At 69.6% G+C, this 20,368-nt stretch carries 20 protein-coding genes; 5 read left to right on the top strand and 15 right to left on the bottom strand.

All coding sequences use genetic code 11. The features are described from left to right. Positions 1-23: 23 nt before the first annotated feature. Positions 24-869: a 2-C-methyl-D-erythritol 4-phosphate cytidylyltransferase gene (gene ispD, locus ASG53_RS02645; protein ID WP_082543732.1), complete on the bottom strand. Its 846-nt coding sequence runs from the start codon at positions 867-869 to the stop codon at positions 24-26. A gap of 32 nt (positions 870-901) precedes the next feature. Beyond that, positions 902-1,384, bottom strand: coding sequence for a CarD family transcriptional regulator (locus ASG53_RS02640; protein ID WP_012868146.1), 483 nt, complete (start codon positions 1,382-1,384; stop codon positions 902-904). Positions 1,385-1,753: 369 nt separating this feature from the next. Between ASG53_RS02640 and ASG53_RS02635 the strand changes: the two genes are divergently transcribed. Continuing rightward, positions 1,754-2,242, top strand: a complete 489-nt coding sequence (locus ASG53_RS02635) for a hypothetical protein (protein ID WP_056128105.1) — start codon at positions 1,754-1,756, stop codon at positions 2,240-2,242. Positions 2,243-2,431: 189 nt separating this feature from the next. On the opposite strand, the gene pstB is transcribed toward ASG53_RS02635, so the two are convergent. The 6 genes from pstB to ASG53_RS02605 all read right to left on the bottom strand — a co-directional run bounded on the left by pstB (position 2,432) and on the right by ASG53_RS02605 (position 8,654). Then, positions 2,432-3,211: a phosphate ABC transporter ATP-binding protein PstB gene (gene pstB / locus ASG53_RS02630; RefSeq protein WP_056128102.1), complete on the bottom strand. Its 780-nt coding sequence runs from the start codon at positions 3,209-3,211 to the stop codon at positions 2,432-2,434. A 38-nt stretch (positions 3,212-3,249) separates the two neighbouring features. Further along, entirely contained in the window at positions 3,250-4,344 is a 1,095-nt protein-coding gene (gene pstA / locus ASG53_RS02625) for a phosphate ABC transporter permease PstA (RefSeq protein WP_056128099.1), read from the bottom strand. Then, positions 4,344-5,327, bottom strand: a complete 984-nt coding sequence (pstC, locus tag ASG53_RS02620; protein WP_056128096.1) for a phosphate ABC transporter permease subunit PstC — start codon at positions 5,325-5,327, stop codon at positions 4,344-4,346. Before pstC ends, pstA begins: the two co-directional genes overlap by 1 nt. A gap of 159 nt (positions 5,328-5,486) precedes the next feature. After that, positions 5,487-6,638: a phosphate ABC transporter substrate-binding protein PstS gene (locus ASG53_RS02615; protein WP_056128094.1), complete on the bottom strand. Its 1,152-nt coding sequence runs from the start codon at positions 6,636-6,638 to the stop codon at positions 5,487-5,489. 139 nt (positions 6,639-6,777) lie between these two features. Then, positions 6,778-7,473: a response regulator transcription factor gene (locus ASG53_RS02610; RefSeq protein ID WP_056128092.1), complete on the bottom strand. Its 696-nt coding sequence runs from the start codon at positions 7,471-7,473 to the stop codon at positions 6,778-6,780. Beyond that, entirely contained in the window at positions 7,470-8,654 is a 1,185-nt protein-coding gene (locus tag ASG53_RS02605) for a sensor histidine kinase (RefSeq protein WP_056128090.1), read from the bottom strand. The genes ASG53_RS02610 and ASG53_RS02605 overlap by 4 nt, the downstream gene beginning before the upstream one ends. A 188-nt stretch (positions 8,655-8,842) precedes the next feature. Here ASG53_RS02605 and phoU point away from each other — a divergent pair, with 188 nt between their 5' ends. Beyond that, positions 8,843-9,514: a phosphate signaling complex protein PhoU gene (phoU, locus tag ASG53_RS02600; protein ID WP_056128088.1), complete on the top strand. Its 672-nt coding sequence runs from the start codon at positions 8,843-8,845 to the stop codon at positions 9,512-9,514. A gap of 291 nt (positions 9,515-9,805) precedes the next feature. On the opposite strand, the gene ASG53_RS02595 is transcribed toward phoU, so the two are convergent. Together ASG53_RS02595 and mshA are read right to left on the bottom strand one after the other, a co-directional pair. After that, positions 9,806-10,543, bottom strand: coding sequence for a phosphoglyceromutase (locus ASG53_RS02595; RefSeq protein WP_056128076.1), 738 nt, complete (start codon positions 10,541-10,543; stop codon positions 9,806-9,808). 56 nt (positions 10,544-10,599) lie between these two features. Further along, the gene (gene mshA / locus ASG53_RS02590) at positions 10,600-11,862 is read right to left on the bottom strand and encodes a D-inositol-3-phosphate glycosyltransferase (RefSeq protein WP_056128073.1); all 1,263 of its coding nucleotides are present in this window, start codon (positions 11,860-11,862) and stop codon (positions 10,600-10,602) included. 125 nt (positions 11,863-11,987) lie between these two features. Here mshA and ASG53_RS02585 point away from each other — a divergent pair, with 125 nt between their 5' ends. Beyond that, positions 11,988-12,341, top strand: coding sequence for a (2Fe-2S)-binding protein (locus tag ASG53_RS02585; RefSeq protein ID WP_056128070.1), 354 nt, complete (start codon positions 11,988-11,990; stop codon positions 12,339-12,341). 201 nt (positions 12,342-12,542) lie between these two features. Here the strand turns inward: ASG53_RS02585 and ASG53_RS02580 are convergent, their stop codons facing one another. Then, positions 12,543-14,600, bottom strand: coding sequence for a PTS mannitol transporter subunit IICBA (locus tag ASG53_RS02580; RefSeq protein WP_056128067.1), 2,058 nt, complete (start codon positions 14,598-14,600; stop codon positions 12,543-12,545). A 195-nt stretch (positions 14,601-14,795) separates the two neighbouring features. Between ASG53_RS02580 and ASG53_RS02575 the strand changes: the two genes are divergently transcribed. Together ASG53_RS02575 and ASG53_RS02570 are read left to right on the top strand one after the other, a co-directional pair. After that, positions 14,796-15,854, top strand: coding sequence for a zinc-dependent dehydrogenase (locus ASG53_RS02575; protein WP_056128063.1), 1,059 nt, complete (start codon positions 14,796-14,798; stop codon positions 15,852-15,854). Between the two features lie 56 nt (positions 15,855-15,910). Then, positions 15,911-16,678, top strand: coding sequence for a DeoR/GlpR family DNA-binding transcription regulator (locus ASG53_RS02570; RefSeq protein ID WP_056128060.1), 768 nt, complete (start codon positions 15,911-15,913; stop codon positions 16,676-16,678). A 178-nt stretch (positions 16,679-16,856) separates the two neighbouring features. Here the strand turns inward: ASG53_RS02570 and ASG53_RS02565 are convergent, their stop codons facing one another. The 4 genes from ASG53_RS02565 to lysS form a co-directional block, all read right to left on the bottom strand. After that, positions 16,857-17,966: a lactonase family protein gene (locus ASG53_RS02565; RefSeq protein ID WP_082543731.1), complete on the bottom strand. Its 1,110-nt coding sequence runs from the start codon at positions 17,964-17,966 to the stop codon at positions 16,857-16,859. A 163-nt stretch (positions 17,967-18,129) separates the two neighbouring features. Next, positions 18,130-18,462, bottom strand: a complete 333-nt coding sequence (locus ASG53_RS02560) for a histone-like nucleoid-structuring protein Lsr2 (RefSeq protein WP_056128054.1) — start codon at positions 18,460-18,462, stop codon at positions 18,130-18,132. 94 nt (positions 18,463-18,556) lie between these two features. Next, complete coding sequence (locus ASG53_RS02555) at positions 18,557-18,748, bottom strand: hypothetical protein (protein ID WP_056128052.1); 192 nt, start codon at positions 18,746-18,748, stop codon at positions 18,557-18,559. A 43-nt stretch (positions 18,749-18,791) separates the two neighbouring features. After that, positions 18,792-20,324: a lysine--tRNA ligase gene (gene lysS, locus ASG53_RS02550; protein WP_082543730.1), complete on the bottom strand. Its 1,533-nt coding sequence runs from the start codon at positions 20,322-20,324 to the stop codon at positions 18,792-18,794. Positions 20,325-20,368 lie beyond the last annotated feature (44 nt).

The following is a 20,368-nucleotide window of genomic DNA, read 5'->3' as shown; positions in this document are numbered from 1 at the left end:
GCTCCGGTCGTCGGACGGGATGGTCACGCGCCGGTCGTCGGCACGGCGGTCTTGGGCACGCCGGTCGTCGGCACGGCGGTCGTGGGCTGGCTCGTGACCGGACTGCCGGTGTCAGCCGCGTCCGTGCCGGCCACAGCCTCCGCGAGCAGCAGCCCGGCGACGGCGAGGTCGTAGGTGGTCGTGATCTTCAGCGCAGCGGCCTCGCCCGGCACCACGTGGACGGCCTCGCCGAGAGCCTCGACGAGCGAGGAGTCGTCGGTCGCGGCCGTCGACTCGTCCTGCGCGCGGTCAGCGCCTGCCTCGTGGGCCCGCAGCAGCAAGTCCCACGCGAAGCCCTGGGGGGTCTGGACGGCGCGCAGCACCGACCTGTCCACGGTCCCGGTGACGCGTTCAGGACCGTCGGCCGACACTGCGACCGACTTGATCGTGTCGGTCACGGGCAGTCCAGGCACCACAGCACCGGCACCTTCGCGGACGGCTGCGACGACCCGCGAGACGAGAGCGGCTGAGGCGAGCGGGCGCGCTGCGTCGTGCACGAGCACCACGTCGTAGGGGGCGACCGCGTCCATGGTGCGGGCGAGCTCGGCGAGGCCGGCGGCGACCGAGGCCTGCCTGCTCGGTCCGCCCTCGACCACCCGCCACGGGACGGTGACGCCCGGGGTCGCGGAGAGCGCGTCGCTCACAGCGCCGTGGTGCTCAGCAGGCGCTGTCACGACGATCTGGGTGATCTCGCCGGAAGCAGACAGACGACTGGCGGCGTGCCCCACGAGGGTGCACGCCGCCAGCTCTGCCAGCGCCTTGGGGTACCCGAGACCGAGACGGGCGCCGGAGCCGGCCGCGGTGAGGACCGCGACGGCCGACGGAGTCATGGGACGGGTTCCAGGGTGGTCGACGCGGTCCGTCAGGACGCGAGGACCTCGTCGAGGATGGCCTCGGCCTTCTCCTCTTCGGTGTGCTCGGCGAGAGCGAGCTCCGACACGAGGATCTGGCGGGCGCGGGCCAGCATGCGCTTCTCGCCTGCGGAGAGGCCGCGGTCGGCGTCGCGACGGGAGAGGTCGCGGACGACCTCGGCCACCTTGATGACGTCGCCCGAGGCGATCTTCTCGACGTTGGCCTTGTACCGGCGAGACCAGTTCGTGGGCTCTTCGGTGTACGGGGCACGGAGGACCTCGAACACGCGGTCGAGACCTTCCTGGCCCACCACGTCACGGACGCCGACGAGGTCGACGTTCTCAGCGGGGACCTCGATGGTCAGGTCCCCCTGCGCTACCTTGAGCTTCAGGTAGAGCTTGTCCTCGCCGCGGATGGTGCGAGTCTTGATCTCTTCAATCAGAGCGGCACCGTGGTGCGGGTAGACAACGGTCTCCCCAACTGTGAACGTCATCTGTGGCAGTCCCCTTTCGCGGATATCCATCTTACCACGGCAGAACGTTGAAATTCCGCGCCCGTCGCGACGTCCCCTGAACGCGGAGCCGGTCCTCGACCGGGGCAGCGGTCCGCACGAGCACCCCACGCAGCCCGGTCGTCGCGTGGTCGCCGCGTGGTCACCGCGCGGTCGCCGCACGCCACCGGCTGCGCGCCAGGAGGCACCGGTCAGCCCGCGAGACGACGTCGCAGCGCGAGACGTCAGATCTGTGGCACGGACCATAGGCCCTTGACTTCCTGGGGATCGGCAGACGAACTAGGCTTGCGGCAGACTGCCGGCGTGCTCGCGCGCCAGGCGCGCTGTCCGCACACCGACACAGGAGTACGAGTGATCCGTCAGACCAAGAAGTCCCGCGCAGCACTGGCCGCCGGCGTCGTCGGCCTCGGGCTCGTGCTGTCCGCGTGCTCCCCCGTGACCACGGACAAGCCGTACGCCGCCTCGGACGGCGTCCGGGCCGTCGCCGGGACCATGACTGTCGAGAACCTCATGCTCGTCACCGAGGGTGAGGGCGAGCCAGGCCGGCTGCTGGGCGGCGCCACGAACTCGAGCGCCGAGCCGGGCGAGCTGCTCCTCGCGACCGCCGACGGTACGGCGTCCCTCGGCGTGCCGATCGACGGCCGCGACACCGTGAACTTCTTCGCCGACGGCACCGCGACCTTCTTCGAGGCCGTCCCCGTCGCCCCGGGCTCGAACCTGCCCATGACCATCACCGACCCGAGCGGTGTCATGACCTCGGTCGCCGTCCCCGTCCTCGACGGCACGCTGCCGGAGTACCGCGACGTGATCTCCTCGATCCCCTCGCCCCAGATGCCCTGAGGTCTCCCGACCACCAGCAGAAGACAGCAGCGCGACGGCTCAGAGGAGCGGCTCGCAGCACGCWGCCCGCCCTGCACGAGGCACGGACCACGTCGTGGTCCCGTGCGGCTCACGCGGGACGCGAGCCTGGCCCCGCCACCCTGCGCTCTCCCCCCGAAGAGCGCCTGGCAGCGGGACCAGGAGCGACGATCACCCGAAGCGGCCCGAGATGTAGTCCTCGGTGGCCTGCTGCGACGGCGACGAGAACATCGTCGAGGTGTCGTCCATCTCGATGAGCTTGCCGGGCTTGCCCGTGCCGGCGATGTTGAAGAACGCCGTCCGGTCGCTCACGCGCGCAGCCTGCTGCATGTTGTGGGTGACCACGACGATCGTGTAGTCGTCCTTGAGCTCAGCCATGAGGTCTTCGATGGCGAGCGTCGAGATCGGGTCGAGGGCCGAGCAGGGCTCGTCCATGAGCAGGACGTCAGGCTTTACCGCGATCGCCCGGGCGATGCAGAGACGCTGCTGCTGACCACCGGAGAGCGACGAGCCCGGGCGGGCGAGACGGTCCTTGACCTCTTTCCAGAGGTTCGCCTTGCTCAACGACTGCTCGACGAGGTCCTCGGCGTCGGACTTCGAGATCCGCTTGTTGTTGAGCTTGACGCCGGCCAGCACGTTCTCGGCGATCGACATCGTCGGGAAGGGGTTCGGGCGCTGGAAGACCATGCCCACCTGGCGCCGGACCTCGACGGGGTCGACGTCGGCGGCGTAGAGGTTCTGCCCGTCCATAACGGCCTTGCCCTTGACGCGCGCCCCCGGGATCACCTCGTGCATGCGGTTGAGCGTCCGCAGGAAGGTCGACTTGCCACAGCCTGAGGGGCCGATGAGCGCCGTGACCGACCTGGCCTCGATCGTCATCGACACGTCCTCGACCGCGAGGAAGTCCCCGTAGTAGACGTTGAGGTCGTTGACCTCGATGCGCTTGGACATGTGGTGCCTTTCTGTGCGGACTCGGTGAGAGGGCAGTCTCAGCGAGAAGCCTTCGGGGAGAAGAAGCGGCTGATCAGGCGTGCGAGCACGTTGAGCAGCATGACGATGAGGATCAGGGTGAGCGCTGCGGCCCAGGCGCGGTCGACCCCGACGCCGCCCTGCGAGTACTGGTTGTACGCGAAGACGGGGAGCGTGGTCATGCGACCGTCGAACAGGTCCCAGTTCACCTGGGTGATGATGCCGACAGTGAGCAGCAGGGGCGCCGTCTCACCGATGACGCGTGCCACAGCCAGCATGACACCCGTGACGATCCCGGCGATAGCCGTGCGGAGCACGACCTTGACGATGGTCAGCCACTTGGGCACACCGAGGGCGTAGGACGCCTCGCGCAGCTCGTTCGGGACCAGGCGCAGCATCTCCTCGACCGAGCGGATCACCACGGGGGTCATGAGCAGCGAGAGCGCCGCAGCACCCATGATCCCGGCGCGGTAGGCCGGGCCGAAGACCTGCGTGAACAGCGCGAAGGCGAAGAGGCCCGCGACGATCGACGGGATGCCCGTCATGACGTCGACGAGGAAGGTGATGCCCTTGGCGAGCGGCCCGCGTCCGTACTCGACGAGGTAGACCGCCGTGAGGATGCCGACCGGGACGGAGATCACCGCGGCCGCCGTCGTGATGAGCACGGTGCCCACGATCGCGTGGTAGACACCGCCCTCGGTCATGTCTCCGAAGACGCCGAGCATGTTCGTGTTGAGGAAGGTGAAGGAGAAGAGCGTCGAGCCCTTCTGCAGCACGGTCCACAGCAGCGACACCAGCGGGATGAGCGCGATGCCGAAGGCGAAGGTCACCAGGGTGGTCGCGACACGGTCGGCAGCCCAGCGCGGGCCCTCGACGATGCGGGAGACGACGCTGATCGACACCGCGTAGAGCACCGCGGCGAGGGCGACGACCGAGGCGACGGTCGGGGTCCCCAGGACGAGCACCACGAGGAAGGACACGACGACCGAGCCGCCGGCGACGGCCCACGGGACCCAGGACGCGAGGCGGGAGCGTCGACGTCCGGCGTCGAGGGCTCCGGGCCGCGGGCCCTCGGGCAGCGGGGCGGGGGTCGAGATCAGGGGGGCGGTGGTCATCAGTTGGCTCCTGAGAACTCGCTGCGGCGAGAGATGATCCAGCGGGCGAGCATGTTGACCGCGAGGGTGATGACGAACAGCGCCAGACCCGTCGCGATGAGTGCGTTGACCGACAGGCCCGAGGCCTCCGGGAACTTCGAGGCGATGTTCGCGGCGATCGACTGGTGCTGACCCGGCTTGAGCAGGTGGAAGGAGTACAGGAAACCGGGCGACAGGATCATCAGCACAGCCATCGTCTCGCCGAGCGCGCGGCCCAGACCGAGCATCGAGGCGCTGATGAGCCCGGAGCGGCCGAAGGGCAGGACGGCCATGCGGACCATCTCCCAGCGGGTGGCGCCGAGGGCCAGGGCGGCCTCCTCGTGCAGGCGGGGCGTCTGGAGGAAGACCTCGCGGGCGACCGCGGTGATGATCGGCAAGATCATGACCGCCAGGACCACCGACGCCGTGAGGATGTTCTTGGCGGGCGGCTGGTAGCCGGCGAAGAGCGGGATGAAGCCGAGGAAGTCCGTCATCCAGCGGAACACCGGGTCCAGCACGGGCGCGAGCCACAGCGCACCCCACAGGCCGTAGACGACCGAGGGGATCGCGGCGAGCAGGTCGATCACGTAGCCGAGCCCCTGCGCCAGGCGGCGAGGGGCGTAGTGCGAGATGAACAGCGCGATGCCGAGGGCGAGCGGGACGGCGATACCGAGGGCGAGCACCGAGGCCAGGAGCGTGCCGAAGATCAGCGGCCCCGTGTACCCGAGGATCGAGTCGGAGTTGAACCACGAGATCTTCTGGAGCTCTTCGGGCGAGGCGGTGAGGGCCGGCCAGGCGCGGATCACCAGGAACGCGGCGACGGCCGCGAGGGTCACCAAGATGGTGACGCCTGCCGCTGTCGACAGGAACTGGAACAGCCGACCTGCGAACCCACCCTTGTTCTGCTTCACGGCGGGCTCTTCCTCAGGGGACTTCTTGGTCGGTGCGGGGCTCAGAACGGCCACGGGATCTCCGTCAGCTGGTGGGGCCGTGGGCCCCGGTGGTCGGTGCAGGGTGTCGCTGGTTCGTGCCGGCCCCGTCTGGGGCCCTGTGCGCTCAGACCTCCTGAGCGCACCGTGGCCGCGTCCGGTTCGCACCGGACGCGGCCTGTGGGTCAGCGCTGGTCAGCCGGCGACGGTGATCGCGTCGACTGCTGCCAGGACCTCTTCGCGGAGGGTGTCCGAGATCGGGGCCGAGCCCGCGACGCTCGGGTCAGCGGCGACGGCCTGACCCTCTTCGCTCGCGATGTAGTTGAAGAAGGCACGCACGTTCGCGGCGTCCGACTCGTTGTCGTACTGCGAGCAGGCGACCGAGTACGAGATGAGGACGAGCGGGTAGGCGCCGGCCTCGGTGGTGGTGCGGTCGAGCTCGACGACCAGACGGTTGTCGGTCGCGTCCTCGGCACGCGGCGAGGCGTCGACGACCTTGGCCGCAGCCTCGGGCGAGAACGGCACGTACTCTTCGCCGACCTTGAGGGCGACGGTCCCGAGGTCTCCGGCCTGCGAGGCGTCGGCGTAGCCGATCGCGCCCTCGGCACCGGTGACGGTGTCGATGAGGCCCGAGGTCTTGGAGCCGGACTGCGTGCCCGAGATGGGCCAGTCGCCGCTCGGCTCGTAGGTCCAAGCACCCTCGGACGCCGCCGAGAGGTACTCGGTGAAGTTCTCGGTGGTGCCCGACTCGTCGTTGCGGTTGACCGGGATGATCGGCGTGGCCGGGAGCTCGACGCCCTCGTTCTCCGCGGCGATCGCGGGGTCGTCCCACGAGGTGATGGTGCCGTTGAAGATGTTCGCGATGGTCTTGGCGGACATCTGGATGTTGTCGGTGTCGACGCCCGGGAGGTTGTAGACGACCGCGATGGGGCTGATGTACAGCGGGAGCTCGATGGCCTCGCCGCCGAAGCAGCGCTCCTGCGCGGAGGTGACCTCTTCGGGCTTGAGAGCGGCGTCCGAGCCGGCGAAGAGCACGCCGCCGGAGAGGAACTGCTCGCGGCCACCGCCCGAGCCGACGGCGTCGTAGCTGACTGCCACGTCCGGGGCGGTCTGCGTGAAGGTGGCCATCCAGCCACCCATGGCCTTCTCCTGCGAGCTCGCGCCTGCTCCGGCGAGGTTGCCGGAGAGGTCCGTCGCGGCGTCGGAGGAGGCACCGTCACCGGCGGAGCCGGTCGCGGCGGGCGTCGTGGCGTCGGCGCCGCAGGCGGCGAGGGTCGCGGCGAGCGCCCCGGCCAGCACGACGGCGGCGAGGTTGCGGTTGTTCACACGCTTCACTGTCTTACCCATCCTCAAAGTCTGTGGTCTGCAGTCTGTTCTGCTGACGAGACAGACGCTAAGGACCGAGGATGACGCGAGGAGGGTGCCCGGGTGAACGGGAGGTGAACAGTGCGACCACACTCGCCCCGTCTGCGACGCGTCGCGAGGGTCAGTCGTCGACGAGCTTGTAACCCAGGCCGCGGACGGTCTGGAGGAGCTCGGGCGAGGCCGGGTCGACCTCGATCTTCGCGCGCAGACGCTTGACGTGCACGTCGAGGGTCTTGGTGTCCCCCACGTAGTCCGAGCCCCACACCCTGTCGATGAGCTGACCCCGGGTGAGCACCCGCCCTGCGTTGCGCAGCAAGAACTCGAGGAGGTCGAACTCCTTGAGCGGGAGGGAGACGAGCTCACCGCGCACGGTGACGACGTGGCGGTCGACGTCCATCTGGACCGGGCCAGCACCGAAGAGCTCCGGAGAGTCCTCGTCCTCGACGGTCGAGGCAGGCTGCCTACGGCGCAGGACCGCGCGCACCCGGGCGAGGAGCTCCCGGAAGGAGTACGGCTTGGTCACGTAGTCGTCGGCCCCGAGCTCGAGCCCCACGACCTTGTCGATCTCGCCGTCCTTGGCGGTGAGCATGATCACCGGGACGTCACCGCGCTGACGCAGCTCGCGGCAGACCTCGGTGCCCGAGAGCCCGGGCAGCATGAGGTCGAGCAGCACGAGGTCCGCGCCGCCGTCGTCGTAGGCGGCGAGGGCCGCTGTGCCGTCGGCGACCGCGACGACGTCGTAGCCCTCGCGGGTCAGCTGGTACGTGAGCGGCTCGCGGTAGGACTCTTCGTCCTCGACCACCAGGATGCGGGTCACGCATCCACCTCCTTGTCCGGGGTGCCGGCGTCGCCGGCCGTCGACGTCTCGGCAGTCGCCGGGACGTGTGCCGCGGGGATCCGCAGCGTGAAGGTCGAGCCCCGGCCCGGTTCGGACCAGATGCTCACGTCTCCGCCGTGGTCGGCGGCGACGTGCTTGACGATGCTCAGGCCGAGGCCTGTGCCGCCGGTGTCGCGGGAGCGTGCGGGGTCGACCCTGTAGAAGCGCTCGAAGACCCGGCTCTGCTCAGCCTCGGAGATGCCGATCCCCTGGTCGACGACGGCGATCTCGACGAGACCGTCGTGGGACGAGACACCGATGCCGACGCGCGTCCCCGCGTCCGAGTAGGCCACGGCGTTGTCGAGGAGGTTGCGGACCGCGGTGACGAGCAGCGCGTGGTCGCCGTAGACGGTCAGGCCGGTGTCCTCGCCGACGGTGAGGGTGACCTCCTTGGCCTGCGCGACGACCCGGGACCTGTCGGCCGACTCGCGGACGACGTCGTCGACGCAGATCACCCCGACCTCCTGGAGCGCACCGGCGACCTGCAGCCTGGACAGCTCGATGATCTCGTGGACGAGCGCGCCGAGGCGCATCGACTCCTTCTGCATGCGCCCTGCGAAGTGGCGGACGGCGTCGGGGTCGTCTGCGGCGTCCTGCATGGTCTCGGCGAGGAGCGCGATCGCGCCGACAGGGGTCTTGAGCTCGTGCGAGACGTTGACCGTGAAGTCCCGGCGGATCGCCTCGATCCGGCGCGCCTCGGTGCGGTCCTCCGCGAGGACGACGACGTGGTTGCTGTCGAGGTTGGCCACACGGACCTGGAGCATGACGCGTCCTCGGCCGATCGGGCCGCGCGGCAGCTCGAGCTCGTCGTCGGCGATCACCCCGTCCCGACGGACCGAGGCGATCATGTCGCGGATCGCGGCGTGCACGATCGCGTCGTCCCGGACGACCCCGAGCGCGTAGGCCGGGGCGCTCGCCCGGACGACCCTGTCGTCGGGGCCGAGCACGATCGCGGCAGAGCGCAGCACGGCGAGCACCCGGACCACCCCGGCGTCCAGCTCACCTGGCTCCTGCTCCGGCACTGTGCGCTGCTGGTGCTCGCTGAAGCGGAACGCGAGCGCAGCGATCAGCCCGGTCAGCAGACCGAGCAGCCCTACGACGACGACCTCGTACCCATCCACGTGCTCAGGGTACGGTCAGGTCGCGGGGTTCTCGGTGCGCCGCGTCGGCACGGAGGGCTAGATCCTGCGGTTCGCGAGCCGGCGCGTCACGCAGTGTTCATCTTGCGGCTCCGACGCGTTCACCCGTCGGACCCCGCGGCCACACCTGGGCTTGGGACCGTGGTCCATCACACCACGAGAGGGACGACATGCGTGAGATCTTCGAAGCCGAGCTCCAGCAGATCGGTGACGACCTGGCCGACATGAGCCGGCTGGTCGAGTCAGCGATCAGCAGGGCTGGGGTCGCGCTCCTCACGGCTGACCTGCAGCTGGCGCAGTCGGTCATCGCCGACGACCGCCGGATCGACCAGCTCGAGCGAGACCTGGACGAGCGCTGCGTGCTGCTCCTCGCCCAGCAGCAGCCCGTCGCGACCGACCTGCGGGTCGTCGTGTCCGCGCTGCGCATGAGCGCGTCGCTCGAGAGGATGGGCGACCTCGCACGGCACATCGCCCAGGTGGCCCGCGGACGCTTCCCGCAGCACGCGATGTCGCCGCTGGTCGAGGGCACCTTCGCAGCGATGCAGGACGCCGCGACCCGCGTCGCCCGCCGCACCACGACGCTGCTCACCACGCGCGACCTCGAGGTCGCGAGCAACATCCAGCGTGACGACGACCTGCTCGACCAGCTGCACCAGGACACGTTCCAGTCGCTGTTCTCGGACTCGTGGGACGGCACCACGCAGGAGACCGTCGACGTCACGCTCGTCGGCCGCTACTACGAGCGCTTCGGCGACCACGGTGTGTCGGTCGCGCGCCGCGTGGTGTACCTCGTCACCGGTGACTTCGCCGAGGAGCGCGGACGCCCGGCCACGGCGTCCTGACCCGCGCGCTCGGGTCGAGCTGCGCTGATCCGGCTGCGCTCACCGAGGTGAGCTGACCGAGCTGCGCTGATCGAGCTGCACTGATCGAGCTGTGCTGATCGACCGGCGCGCTGACGGACACGCTCAGGCGCGGTCGTCGACGCAGACAGGTGTGGGCGCCTTCCCCGCGGGGAAGGCGCCCACACCTGTCTGTGCGTCCGGGGCCGGTCCGTGGACCGGCCCCGGAGGGCGTGCTCGAGGGTCAGCGACCCTGGCCTGCTGGAGGGTCAGCGGCCCTTGCGTGCTGGGGGGTCAGCGACCCTGGTTGGCGACCGCGGCGACAGCAGCGGCTGCGGCGTCGGGGTCGAGGTACGTGCCGCCCTTGACGGTCGGCACGAAGTTCTCGTCGAGCTCGTAGACGAGCGGGATGCCCGTCGGGATGTTGAGGCCGGCGATGTCCTCGTCCGAGATGCCGTCGAGGTGCTTGACGATCGCGCGGAGCGAGTTGCCGTGCGCGGCGACCAGGACGGTCTTGCCGGCGCGGAGGTCGCTCACGACCTCGCCGTCCCAGTACGGGAGGGCGCGCTCGAGGACGTCCTTGAGGCACTCGGTCGCGACGACGGGGGCGTCGGCGTAGCGGGGGTCGGTGTCCTGCGAGAACTCGGAGCCGAGCTCGATCGCGGGCGGCGGGACGTCGAAGGAACGGCGCCACAGCATGAACTGCTCTTCGCCGAACTCGGCGAGCGTCTGCTTCTTGTCCTTGCCCTGGAGCGCACCGTAGTGGCGCTCGTTGAGGCGCCAGCTGCGCTTGACCGGGATCCAGTGGCGGTCGGCCGCGTCGAGCGCGAGGTTCGCGGTCGTGATCGCGCGGCGCAGCAGGGAGGTGTGCACGACGTCGGGGAGGATCCCGGCGTCGGTGAGCATCTTGCCGCCGCGCTTGGCCTCGGCGACGCCCTTCTCGGACAGGTTCACGTCCACCCAGCCGGTGAACAGGTTCTTCGCGTTCCACTCGCTCTCGCCGTGGCGGAGCAGCACAAGGGTGTATGTCATGAGTCCATCCTGCCGCATCTCGGCGACAGGTGCTCGGGCCCTTCGGCCCGTGGACGTCAGGCCCTGCGCGACTGCTCGTACACCTTGATGGTCTGCTCGGCGGTCGTCTCCCAGCTGAAGCCTGCGGCCACCTCGACCGCTCCGCGCGAGAGCGCGGCGAGCCGCTCCGGGTCCCGCAGGAGGTCGCGCAGGACCGCTGCCCACAGGTGCGGGTCGTGGTCGGGCACGAGCACACCGGACCGGCCGTCCTGGACAGCAGTCCGCAGCCCGCCCACGTCTGCGGCGACGACAGGGGTCCCGCAGGCCTGGGCCTCCACGGCGACCAGCCCGAAGGACTCGCTGCGCGAGGGCACGGCGACGAGGTCGGCGCACCGGAACCAGCGGGCCAGCTCGGACCTGGAGACAGCAGGGTGGAACAGGACGTCGTCGGTCACACCCACCTGGTGGGCGAGCGCCTCGAGCTCGCGCAGCGCCGTCGGCCGGCCGCTCGCTCCCCCGAGGACGACGAGCAGAGGCAGGTCTTCGCCGTGGTCGGCCATGACACCGAGGGCCCGGACGAGGACGTCGGGCGCCTTGAGCAGCTGGACCCGACCTGCGAAGACGACGACCTTGCGGTCGAGAGGGAGGCCGAGCGCGGCGCGCTCGGCGGCGGGTGAGGGCCGCGCCCCGTCGCTCCCCGCAGGGGCGTGCGGGCTGAAGGTCTCGAGGTCGACCCCCGGGCTGACCACGTGCACCCGGGTCGGGTCGGCCGCGTAGTGCGAGACGAGGTCTTCGGCCTCTGCCGCCGTGTTGGCCACGAGGGCGTCGGCGACCTCGACGACCTGCTCCTCGCCGATCACGCGCCCCGAGGGCTCGGGCTGGTCGCCCGGGGCGAGGGCCCCGTTCTTCACGAGGGCCATCGTGTGCATCGAGTGCACGAGAGGGACGTTCCAGCGGTCGGCCGCGAGCATCCCTGCCTGGCCGGACAACCAGTAGTGCGAGTGGACGACGTCGTACCAGCCCTCGGTGCGCGCCGCCTCGGTCCGCAGGACACCCGCGGAGAAGTAGCAGAGCTGCCCGGGGAGGTCGTTCTTGTCGAGACCTTCGAAGGGCCCGGCCGTGATGTGCCTGACGAGGATCCCCTCGCCCACCTCGACGACGGCAGGCTGCGCAGACGACGTGCGCCGCGTGAAGATCTCGACCTCGGCGCCGCTCGCGGCGAGCGCACGGGACAGCTCGGTGACGTAGACGTTCATGCCACCGGCGTCGCCCGTGCCAGGCTGCTCGAGCGGGGAGGTGTGCACAGAGAGCATCGCCACCCGGAGGGTGTCGCCGCTCATGTGCACCTGCGTTCTGCCATCCCACCAGTCTGCCATCGCGCGGGCCGCTCCGCCGCGCCGCTCGCGCGAGCGCGCGAGGCCTAAGGTCCCACCTGATCTGACACCCTGTCCGGGACGATGGAGGCATGGAGAACCAGGCACAGACCTACCCCGCTGCTGACGCCTCTGTGGCCCCTGACACCTCGGGCACCCTGGACCCGTTGGCCGCCTTGCGCCTCATGCTCGACGAGACCCCGGCAGACGCCGTCCCCGTGGTCCCGCTCGACGCGGAGGCCTGCGACGCGATCACCGACGACACCCTCGTGTGCTCGTGCAACAACGTCAGCGCTGGCGAGATCCGTGGTGTCGTCTGCGGCGGTGCCTGCTCCAGCCTCGACGACGTCCAGGTCCTCACCCGTGCCGGCGGAGGCTGCGGCTCGTGCCTCCCCACGGTGGCCGGCCTCGTCGAGGTCGCCCTCACCCGCCGCGGCGGCTGCTGACGCTCCGCGGCGGCTGCTGAGTCCTTCTCTGCGGATCTCTGCCTGCGCGAGCGACGGCGCACGCAGCTCTGCGCATCGGCGCGAGCACCGGCTGTCACGACCTCGGGTGCAGGCGCGGCTGTCGGTGCCGGGACCGGCGCCGACCAGAAGACCAGGTGTCACGCAGCTCAGCGAGCGCGTGGCACCTGGTCTTCTGCTGCTCTAGCCGGGCCTCACGCCGTCGAGCAGCGCGTGCACCTGCTCCGGGGTCTGGGCCAGGCGCAGCTGTTCTACCTGCTCGGGGTCCACGAAGATCTTGGCCAGCCTCGACAGCACCCTGAGGTGGTCGTCCCCCGTCCCGGCGACAGCGACGACGAACTCAGCATGTCGCTCGCCGTCCCACGTCACGGTGGCCGGGTACCTCACGTAGGAGATCGCCGTGCGGAGCACGAGCCTCTTCGCCTCGTCCGTCCCGTGCGGGATCGCGAGGCCGTTGCCCATGTAGGTCGAGACAGAGCGCTCCCGGTCGTGCATCGCGAGCACGTAGGCGTCTGGCACAGCACCTTCGGCGACCAGCAGCTGCCCTGCTTCCTCGATCGCCGCGTCTCGGGTGGTCGCCCGGCCCTCCAGGACGATCGAGTCGAGAGCGAGCACGGCCGGGGCGGAGACCCTGGAGGTGTCGTCGGCCTGTCGAGACCCGTCACGTCCGGCGCTCGGACCGGCCTCGTCGGTGGTCCCTGTCGACGGCGCCGGGGAGCCTGCACCGGCCGCCCCCTGCCGGAGCATCTCGACGACGTCGTCGTACCGCGGGCTCGCCATGAAGCTGTCGACGGACACGTGGATCGCGCTCGGGGTTCGCTGCATCGCGCGCTCGGTGAGGTCCTGGTGCGTGACGACCAGGTCGACGGTGTCGGTGAGGCTGGAGATCGCCTTGTTGACGACCGTGACGGAGTCGAAGCCCGCCTCCCGGACCTTCTTGCGCAGCACCGAGGCGCCCATCGCCGAAGACCCCATCCCGGCGTCGCAGGCGAAGACGATGCTCCGGATCTCACCGGTGCCTGTCGGGGCAGCCGCACTGCGTCCGAGCACAGCAGAGGCGACTGACGAGCGGCCCTTCCTCGACTCCATGTCTGCGGTGGCGGCAGCGAGGTCGTCAGAACCTGACCTGTCGAGCTTGAGCAGCACCGCCGCCACGGCGAAGGTCACACCCGTCGCGGCGACCACGGACGCGATGACCCCGACCAGGCTGCCCACGGGTGACTGGATGAGCACCGCGATGATCGAGCCTGGGGCAGCCGGGGCGCGCAAGCCTGAGCCGAAGACCAGGTTGGTGGCGACGCCTGCCATGCCGCCGGCGACGACAGCCAGGATGAGCCTCGGCTTCATGAGGACGTACGGGAAGTAGATCTCATGGATCCCCCCGACGAAGGAGATGATCGCGGCGCCGGGCGCGGAGGCGCGCGCGACACCTGAGCCGAAGACCGCGAAGGCGAGGAGCAGCCCCAGCCCCGGTCCCGGGTTCGCCTCGATGAGGAACAGGATCGACTCACCGTCGCGGGTCGCCTCAGCCGTGCCGAGCGGGGTGAAGACCCCGTGGTTGATCGCATTGTTGAGGAACAGCACCTTGGCCGGCTCGACGAAGACCGAGGTGAGCGGCAGGAGGCTGTTCTCGACCAGGAAGTCGACGACCTTCTCGGCAGCCGTGGAGAAGGCCTCGACGAACGGTCCTGCGACCACGTAGCCGACGATGGCGAGCACCATGCCCCAGATGCCTGCGGCGAAGTTGTTGACGAGCATCTCGAAACCGGGCCGGATCTTGTCCTGCCAGAGCAGGTCGAGGCGCTTCATCGTCCAGCCGCCGAGCGGCCCCATGACCATCGCACCGAGGAACATCGGTACGTCGGCGCCGGTGACCGCACCGATCGTCGCGATGGCTCCGACGACGCCGCCGCGGACCGTGTCGTCGTAGACCATCCGGCCACCCGCGTAGCCGATGAGGATCGGCAGCAGATAGCTGATCATCGGTCCGACGATCCCTGTGCCCTCCGCCCCTGCTCCCCACCCGCCGATGTGCTCGACGAGGCCGTAGCCGCCGTCGTAGCCGAGGGCGTCACCGACGAGCGTCACCCACCCTGTCTCGATGAAGAGGGCGGTGATGAGTCCCCAGGCGATGAAGGCACCGATGTTGGGCAGCACCATCGTCGAGAGCGCGGTCCCGAGCTTCTGCACGGTGACCCTCACTCCTCCCCTGGCCGGGCGCAGGTCGAGGTCTTCGGGCATATCTCCTCCTTGAGACGGGTGGCCGCCGCACGTCGCTGCCTGGGCAGCGACAACGGTCGAGCACGACTCCCCACAGTAAAGCCGACAAACGGTACCGATGCCAACTACCTCGGAGGTCGTACATGTCCGATCTTGTGGTTATGATGCAGAAGTCGACCTTCGGAGGTCGGCACCCACCCGCCACGAGGAGGACCGATGAAGGCTCTACGTTTCTATGCGCCCGAAGATGTACGCCTGGAGGAGCGGCCCGAGCCTGAGTGCGGACCGGACGAGGTCAAGATCCGGGTCCGCAGCTGCTCGACCTGCGGCACGGACGTCAAGATCTTCCACAACGGCCACCAGAACCTCACCCCTCCACGCACGATCGGCCACGAGATCGCCGGCGAGGTCGTCGAGGTGGGTTCAGCGGTCGAGGCGACCTTCGACCAGCACTGGGAGATCGGTGACCGCGTCCAGGTCATCGCCGCCGTGCCGTGCGGGGACTGCTACGAGTGCCGCAAGGGATGGATGGCGGTCTGCGAGAACCAGACCTCGATGGGCTACCAGTACGAGGGCGGGTTCGCCGAGTACATGGTCGTCCCCCGTCAGGTCCTCAAGGTCGACGGCCTCAACCGCGTGCCCGACGGCGTCACCCTCGACGAGGCCTCGGCTGCGGAGCCGCTCGCCTGCGCGATCAACGCCCAGGAGCAGCTCGGCATCGAGAAGGGTGACGTCGTGGTCGTCTTCGGTGCCGGCCCGATCGGGTGCATGCACATCCGCGTGGCGCGCGGCGTCCACGGCTGCGGACCCGTGTACCTCGTCGACGTCAACGCCGACAGGCTCGCGATGTCTGCGGCCGTCGCACGGCCGGACGAGGTCATCGACGGGTCAGAGGTCGACGTCGTCGCACGAGTCATGGAGCTGACCGGCGGCCGTGGAGCCGATGTCGTCATCACCGCGACGGCCGCGAAGGTCGCCCAGGAGCAGGCCATCGCGATGGCCGCGCGCAACGGTCGCATCTCGTTCTTCGGAGGACTCCCGAAGACCGACCCTGTGATCGGCTGCGACTCGAACGTCGTCCACTACCGCCAGCTGCACATCCACGGGGCGAACGGTTCTGCGCCCGAGCACAACAAGCGGGCGCTCGAGTACATCTCGACAGGGCAGGTACCTGTCGCCGACCTCATCACCCACCGCATCCCCCTCGAGGACGCACTCAGCGCCCTCGACCTGGTGCGCAGCGGCACGGCAATCAAGGTGACAGTCAACCCCTGAGCCCGGTCGACGGCATCGCCCGCCAGGCAGACGAGAAGACTCACCGAGGAGGACCTGTGTACGCAGAAGAACGCCAGCAGGCTATCGCCGATCTCGTGAGGTCGTCTGGACGGGCATCCGTCGCCGAGCTGGCCCTCGAGTTCGCCGTCACGACAGAGACGGTCCGGCGCGACCTCAGCGCTCTTGCTGCGGCACGGGTCGTACGTCGTGTCCACGGAGGTGCGGTCCTCACGCCCGTCCCGACGGTCGTGGAGAGCGGGCTGGACGAGCGAGACCTGACACGTGCGGGCGAGAAGGAACGCATCGCCCGGGCGGCGACGCACCTGCTCCCGGACTCCGGCGGGAGCGTCGTCCTCGATGCGGGCAGCACCACCAGCAGGCTCGCGGCCCTCCTGACCCGCGACGCGCGACTCACCGTGTTCACCCACGGGGTACCCGTCGCGTCGCGGGTCGCGGTCCTGCCGCACGTGCAGCTCCACCTCCTGCCCGGGAGGGTGCGGACCCCTACCCAGGCTGCTGTCGGCGCCGAGACCGTGCGATCGATCGGACGGCTCAGGGTCGACGTCGCGTTCCTCGGCGCGAACGGCATCAGCGTCGACCACGGCTTCTCGACCCCTGACGCCGACGAGGCAGCGGTCAAGGCCGCTCTGGTCCGCGCCGCGAGGCACGTGGTGGTGCTCGCCGACTCGACCAAGCTCGGCCGGGACGCGACGGTCAGCTTCGCCGACCTGGCCCAGGTCGACACCCTCGTCACCGACGCAGACGCGACGGACAGCCTCGTCGGCGCCCTGCGCGCGCACGGCGTCGCGGTCATCCTCACCTGAGCAGCGTGAGCGAGCACGCGGGGGGACGATGCGAGGCGCGGCACGCGGGGGTCGGGGCCGGTAGGACACCAGGCCAGTGGCGTGCGGGACGGGTCCAGCCACCCGCACGCGTGAGGCCGACAGACGAGCAGACGCCCGTCAGACCGTCAGACCGTCAGACCGTCAGACCGTCAGACCGTCAGACCGCCATGATGCAGGCCGGTGCTGGCAGCGGCACAGACGACACGAGGTCGGCGATCCCCGTCTCCCGGTCGACCCTGAGCGCTGTCACGTCACCCGAGGTCTGCCCGGCGACCACGACGAGGTCGCAGACAGGGCCACCGTCCGGCTCCTCACCTTCGACCCGGGCGGCGGACGAGGTGAGGACGGCGTGGTGACGAGGCCAGACCACACCGGAGGGCGAGTCCGCCAGGTGACGCACGACAGGGCCCTCGCCGTCGCCGGTCTCGACCGCGAAGGCTGCCAGGACGTCAGGACCGCGGACCGCCACGTAGAGCCGGGTACCGTCCTGCGAGAGAGCGATGTGCGAGGGGAAGCTGCCCTTCTCGGTCGCGGGGGTCGAGCAGGCGGGGAGGCTGGCGACCAGGACGCCGCTCCCGTCTGATGCCGTGCGCACCACGTGCACCTGGGAGTCCAGCTCACCGACGACGAAGGCCGTGCCGTCGGCCCCCAGCGCGACGTGACGGGGGCCGGTGCCGGGCGGGAAGGTCACGGCCACCCCGTCGGCGACCAGGACCCCCGGTGTCGACGTCCTGCGGTAGCGGCGGATCTCGTCGGTCCCGAGGTCGCTCACCCACACGAACCGCTCCGACACCTCGAGGACGAAGTGCGCGTGGGGTGACCTCTGCCGGTCACGGACCGGCCCGGAACCCGTGTGCGCGAAGGTCGCCACAGATCCACCGAGGCGCCCGTCGGCGGAGGTGGGCAGGACCGCGAGGCTCCCCGTGCTGTAGTTCGCGACGAGGACGTCACCTCGACCGACGACAAGATGACAGGGGTCTTCTCCGCCCGTCGAGGCGTCGGAGGTGGCGACCAGCGCGTCTCCCTCGACGGCGAAGGTCCGCACACGCCCCTGAGAGGTCTCGGACACCGCGACGACGACGTCACGGTCCGGGCTCAGGGCGAGGAACGACGGTGACACGGCCTCGACCAGCTGCCGTGCTCCGGAGAGCTCCCCGGAACCGAGATCGAGGTCGAGCGACCAGATCCCTTCACCCGACCCTGGCTCTCCCGAGGCTGGATATGTTCCGACGAGAAGTCGCTGCTGGGGTGCGGAGTCCGTGGTCACGCCCTCAGCCTAGCGATGCCGCACCGCTCCCGGAGACGCCAGAAGGGCGGTGGACCCTGAGGTCCACCGCCCTTCTGGCCGGCGCTGCGAGATCGTTCCTCGCACCGCCGAGCGACGCTGGCCGACCGCGCCGTGAGGCGTCAGCGGCATACGCCGAAGAACGTCAGTGAGCTGCTTCGTAGGCAGCCTTGATCTCGGCCGAGATACGGCCTCGCTCGTTCACGGTGTGCCCGTTGGCACGAGCCCACTCGCGGATGTCGTTCGCGGACGTGCCACCCGAGGAAGAACGGGTAGAACGCTTTGCCGGACGAGCAGCGGAACGCCCGACCTTGCGTGCGTGACCGACCCAGCTCGCCAGCGAGTCACGGAATGCCGACGCGTTGTCGGTCGAGAGGTCGATCTCGTAGGAGACGCCGTCGAGGGAGAACGTCACCGTCTCGTCGGCTGTTCCGCCGTCGAGGTCGTCGACCAGAATTACCTGGACCTTCTGTGCCATCTGAGATACCTCACGCTTCTGTTTCACTGCAGGGGACTTCATGCTCGCATCATTTCTGATTGCACGTCAACTGGAGAACAGATATCCGGAGGATTTACGGGGTGACGCCAGGCTCTTTGGACGCCGTGACAGCGGCCTCGCGCGCATCTTCTTCGGCGTCGAGCCGTGCGAGATTCGCCCGCTCGTTCCTGTCGGCGCGAATGATGAATCGCATCGCGAAGTAGAACAGGACGCCCACCCCGATCGAGGGGACGAGGGCGGCGACAGAAGTCCAGAAGGTGCTCACAGGACCAGCCTACGACGGTGCTGCACGGTTCGGGTCACCCTCGTCAGCGCTGCGGCTTGACCAGCGGGAACAGGATCGTCTCGCGGATCCCGAGCCCCGTGAGCGCCATGAGCAGACGGTCGACGCCCATCCCCATGCCACCGCTCGGGGGCATCGCGTACTCCATCGCGGTGAGGAAGTCCTCGTCGAGGACCATGGCCTCGTCGTCACCGGCAGCCGCCAGGAGAGCCTGAGCCTCGAACCGCTCGCGCTGGATCACCGGGTCGACAAGCTCGGAATAGGCCGTCGCGAGCTCGAAGCCGCGGACGTAGAGGTCCCACTTCTCGACCTGGCCGGGGACCGTCCTGTGGTCGCGGGTGAGGGGCGAGGTCTCGACAGGGAAGTCACGGACGAAGGTCGGTGCGTAGAGAGAATCACCCACGTGGTGCTCCCAGAGCTCTTCGACGAGCTTTCCGTGGCTCACACGCTTGGGGTCGAGCGAGATCTCGGCTGCGTCAGCAAGTGCGGTCAGCCTCTCGACGGAGGTCTCCGGGGTGATCTCCTCACCGACAGCCTCGGACAGAGAGCCGTACATCGTGAGCTCGGTCCAGTCGCCGCCGAGCTCGTACTCTTCACCCGAGGCGAGCGTCACGAGAGTGGTCCCGAACATGTCGAGAGCTGCCTTCTGCACGAGATTCTTGGTGAGCACGGCCATCGTGTTGTAGTCGCCATAAGCCTCGTACGCCTCGAGCATCGCGAACTCAGGTGAGTGGGTCGAGTCGGCACCCTCGTTGCGGAAGTTCCGGTTGATCTCGAAGACGCGCTCGATACCGCCCACGACGGCCCGCTTGAGGAACAGCTCGGGGGCGATCCGCAAGAACAGGTCGATGTCGAAGGCATTCATGTGGGTCGTGAACGGGCGCGCCGCAGCGCCGCCGTGGATCGTCTGGAGCATCGGGGTCTCGATCTCCATGAATCCGCGCTCGTGGAAGTTCTCGCGCAGCGAGCGGACCACTCCGGAGCGCAGGCGGGCTGCGTCACGGGCAGCCGGGCGCGCGATGAGGTCGACGTAGCGCTGGCGGACGCGGGCCTCCTCGGAGAGGTCCTTGTGCAGGACCGGGAGCGGGCGGAGCGCCTTGGCGGCGATCTGCCACGAGTCGGCGAAGATGCTCAGCTCACCGCGGCGCGAGCTGCCGACCCGGCCGTGCGCGAACAGGTGGTCGCCGAGGTCGACGTCAGACTTGAAGGCGGCGAGGGACTCTTCGCCGACGGCTGCCAGGCTCAGCATGATCTGGAGACGGTTGCCCTCGCCGTCCTGCAGCGAGACGAAGCAGAGCTTGCCGGAGTTGCGCAGGAACACGACACGACCGGCGACACCCACGACGTCGTCGGTCTCCTCCCCGGTCTCCAGGTGCGCGTACGCAGCGCGGACCTGAGCGATCGTGTGGGTGCGGGGCACCTCGACGGGGTAGGCCTCGACGCCCCGCTCGAGCAGCCTGTCGCGCTTCTCGCGACGCACCCGCAGCTGCTCGGGGAGGTCAGACTCCCCGGTCGTCACGGTCGGGTCTGCGGGCGCGGGAGTCTGCTCAGAAGTCACCCCGCCATCCTAGTGGAGCCGCGCGACCCGCAGACCGCCGCGGA

It is taken from the genome of Sanguibacter sp. Leaf3, from assembly GCF_001425965.1.
Taxonomy (GTDB): Bacteria; Actinomycetota; Actinomycetes; order Actinomycetales; family Cellulomonadaceae; genus Sanguibacter; species Sanguibacter inulinus.
The sequence above is the reverse complement of the archived record's forward strand: the minus strand, read 5'-3'. Positions and strand labels throughout refer to the sequence as shown.

Coding starts and splice junctions, on each gene's coding strand:
- mshA (WP_056128073.1), bottom strand. CDS start 11,862: ATGAGCGGCGACACCCTCCGGGTGGCGATGCTCTCTGTGCACACCTCC.
- phoU (WP_056128088.1), top strand. CDS start 8,843: ATGCGTGAGATCTTCGAAGCCGAGCTCCAGCAGATCGGTGACGACCTG.
- pstB (WP_056128102.1), bottom strand. CDS start 3,211: ATGTCCAAGCGCATCGAGGTCAACGACCTCAACGTCTACTACGGGGAC.
- ASG53_RS02585 (WP_056128070.1), top strand. CDS start 11,988: ATGGAGAACCAGGCACAGACCTACCCCGCTGCTGACGCCTCTGTGGCC.
- ASG53_RS02595 (WP_056128076.1), bottom strand. CDS start 10,543: ATGACATACACCCTTGTGCTGCTCCGCCACGGCGAGAGCGAGTGGAAC.
- ASG53_RS02640 (WP_012868146.1), bottom strand. CDS start 1,384: ATGACGTTCACAGTTGGGGAGACCGTTGTCTACCCGCACCACGGTGCC.
- pstA (WP_056128099.1), bottom strand. CDS start 4,344: ATGACCACCGCCCCCCTGATCTCGACCCCCGCCCCGCTGCCCGAGGGC.
- ASG53_RS02560 (WP_056128054.1), bottom strand. CDS start 18,462: ATGGCACAGAAGGTCCAGGTAATTCTGGTCGACGACCTCGACGGCGGA.
- ASG53_RS02580 (WP_056128067.1), bottom strand. CDS start 14,600: ATGCCCGAAGACCTCGACCTGCGCCCGGCCAGGGGAGGAGTGAGGGTC.
- ASG53_RS02575 (WP_056128063.1), top strand. CDS start 14,796: ATGAAGGCTCTACGTTTCTATGCGCCCGAAGATGTACGCCTGGAGGAG.
- ASG53_RS02615 (WP_056128094.1), bottom strand. CDS start 6,638: ATGGGTAAGACAGTGAAGCGTGTGAACAACCGCAACCTCGCCGCCGTC.
- ispD (WP_082543732.1), bottom strand. CDS start 869: ATGACTCCGTCGGCCGTCGCGGTCCTCACCGCGGCCGGCTCCGGCGCC.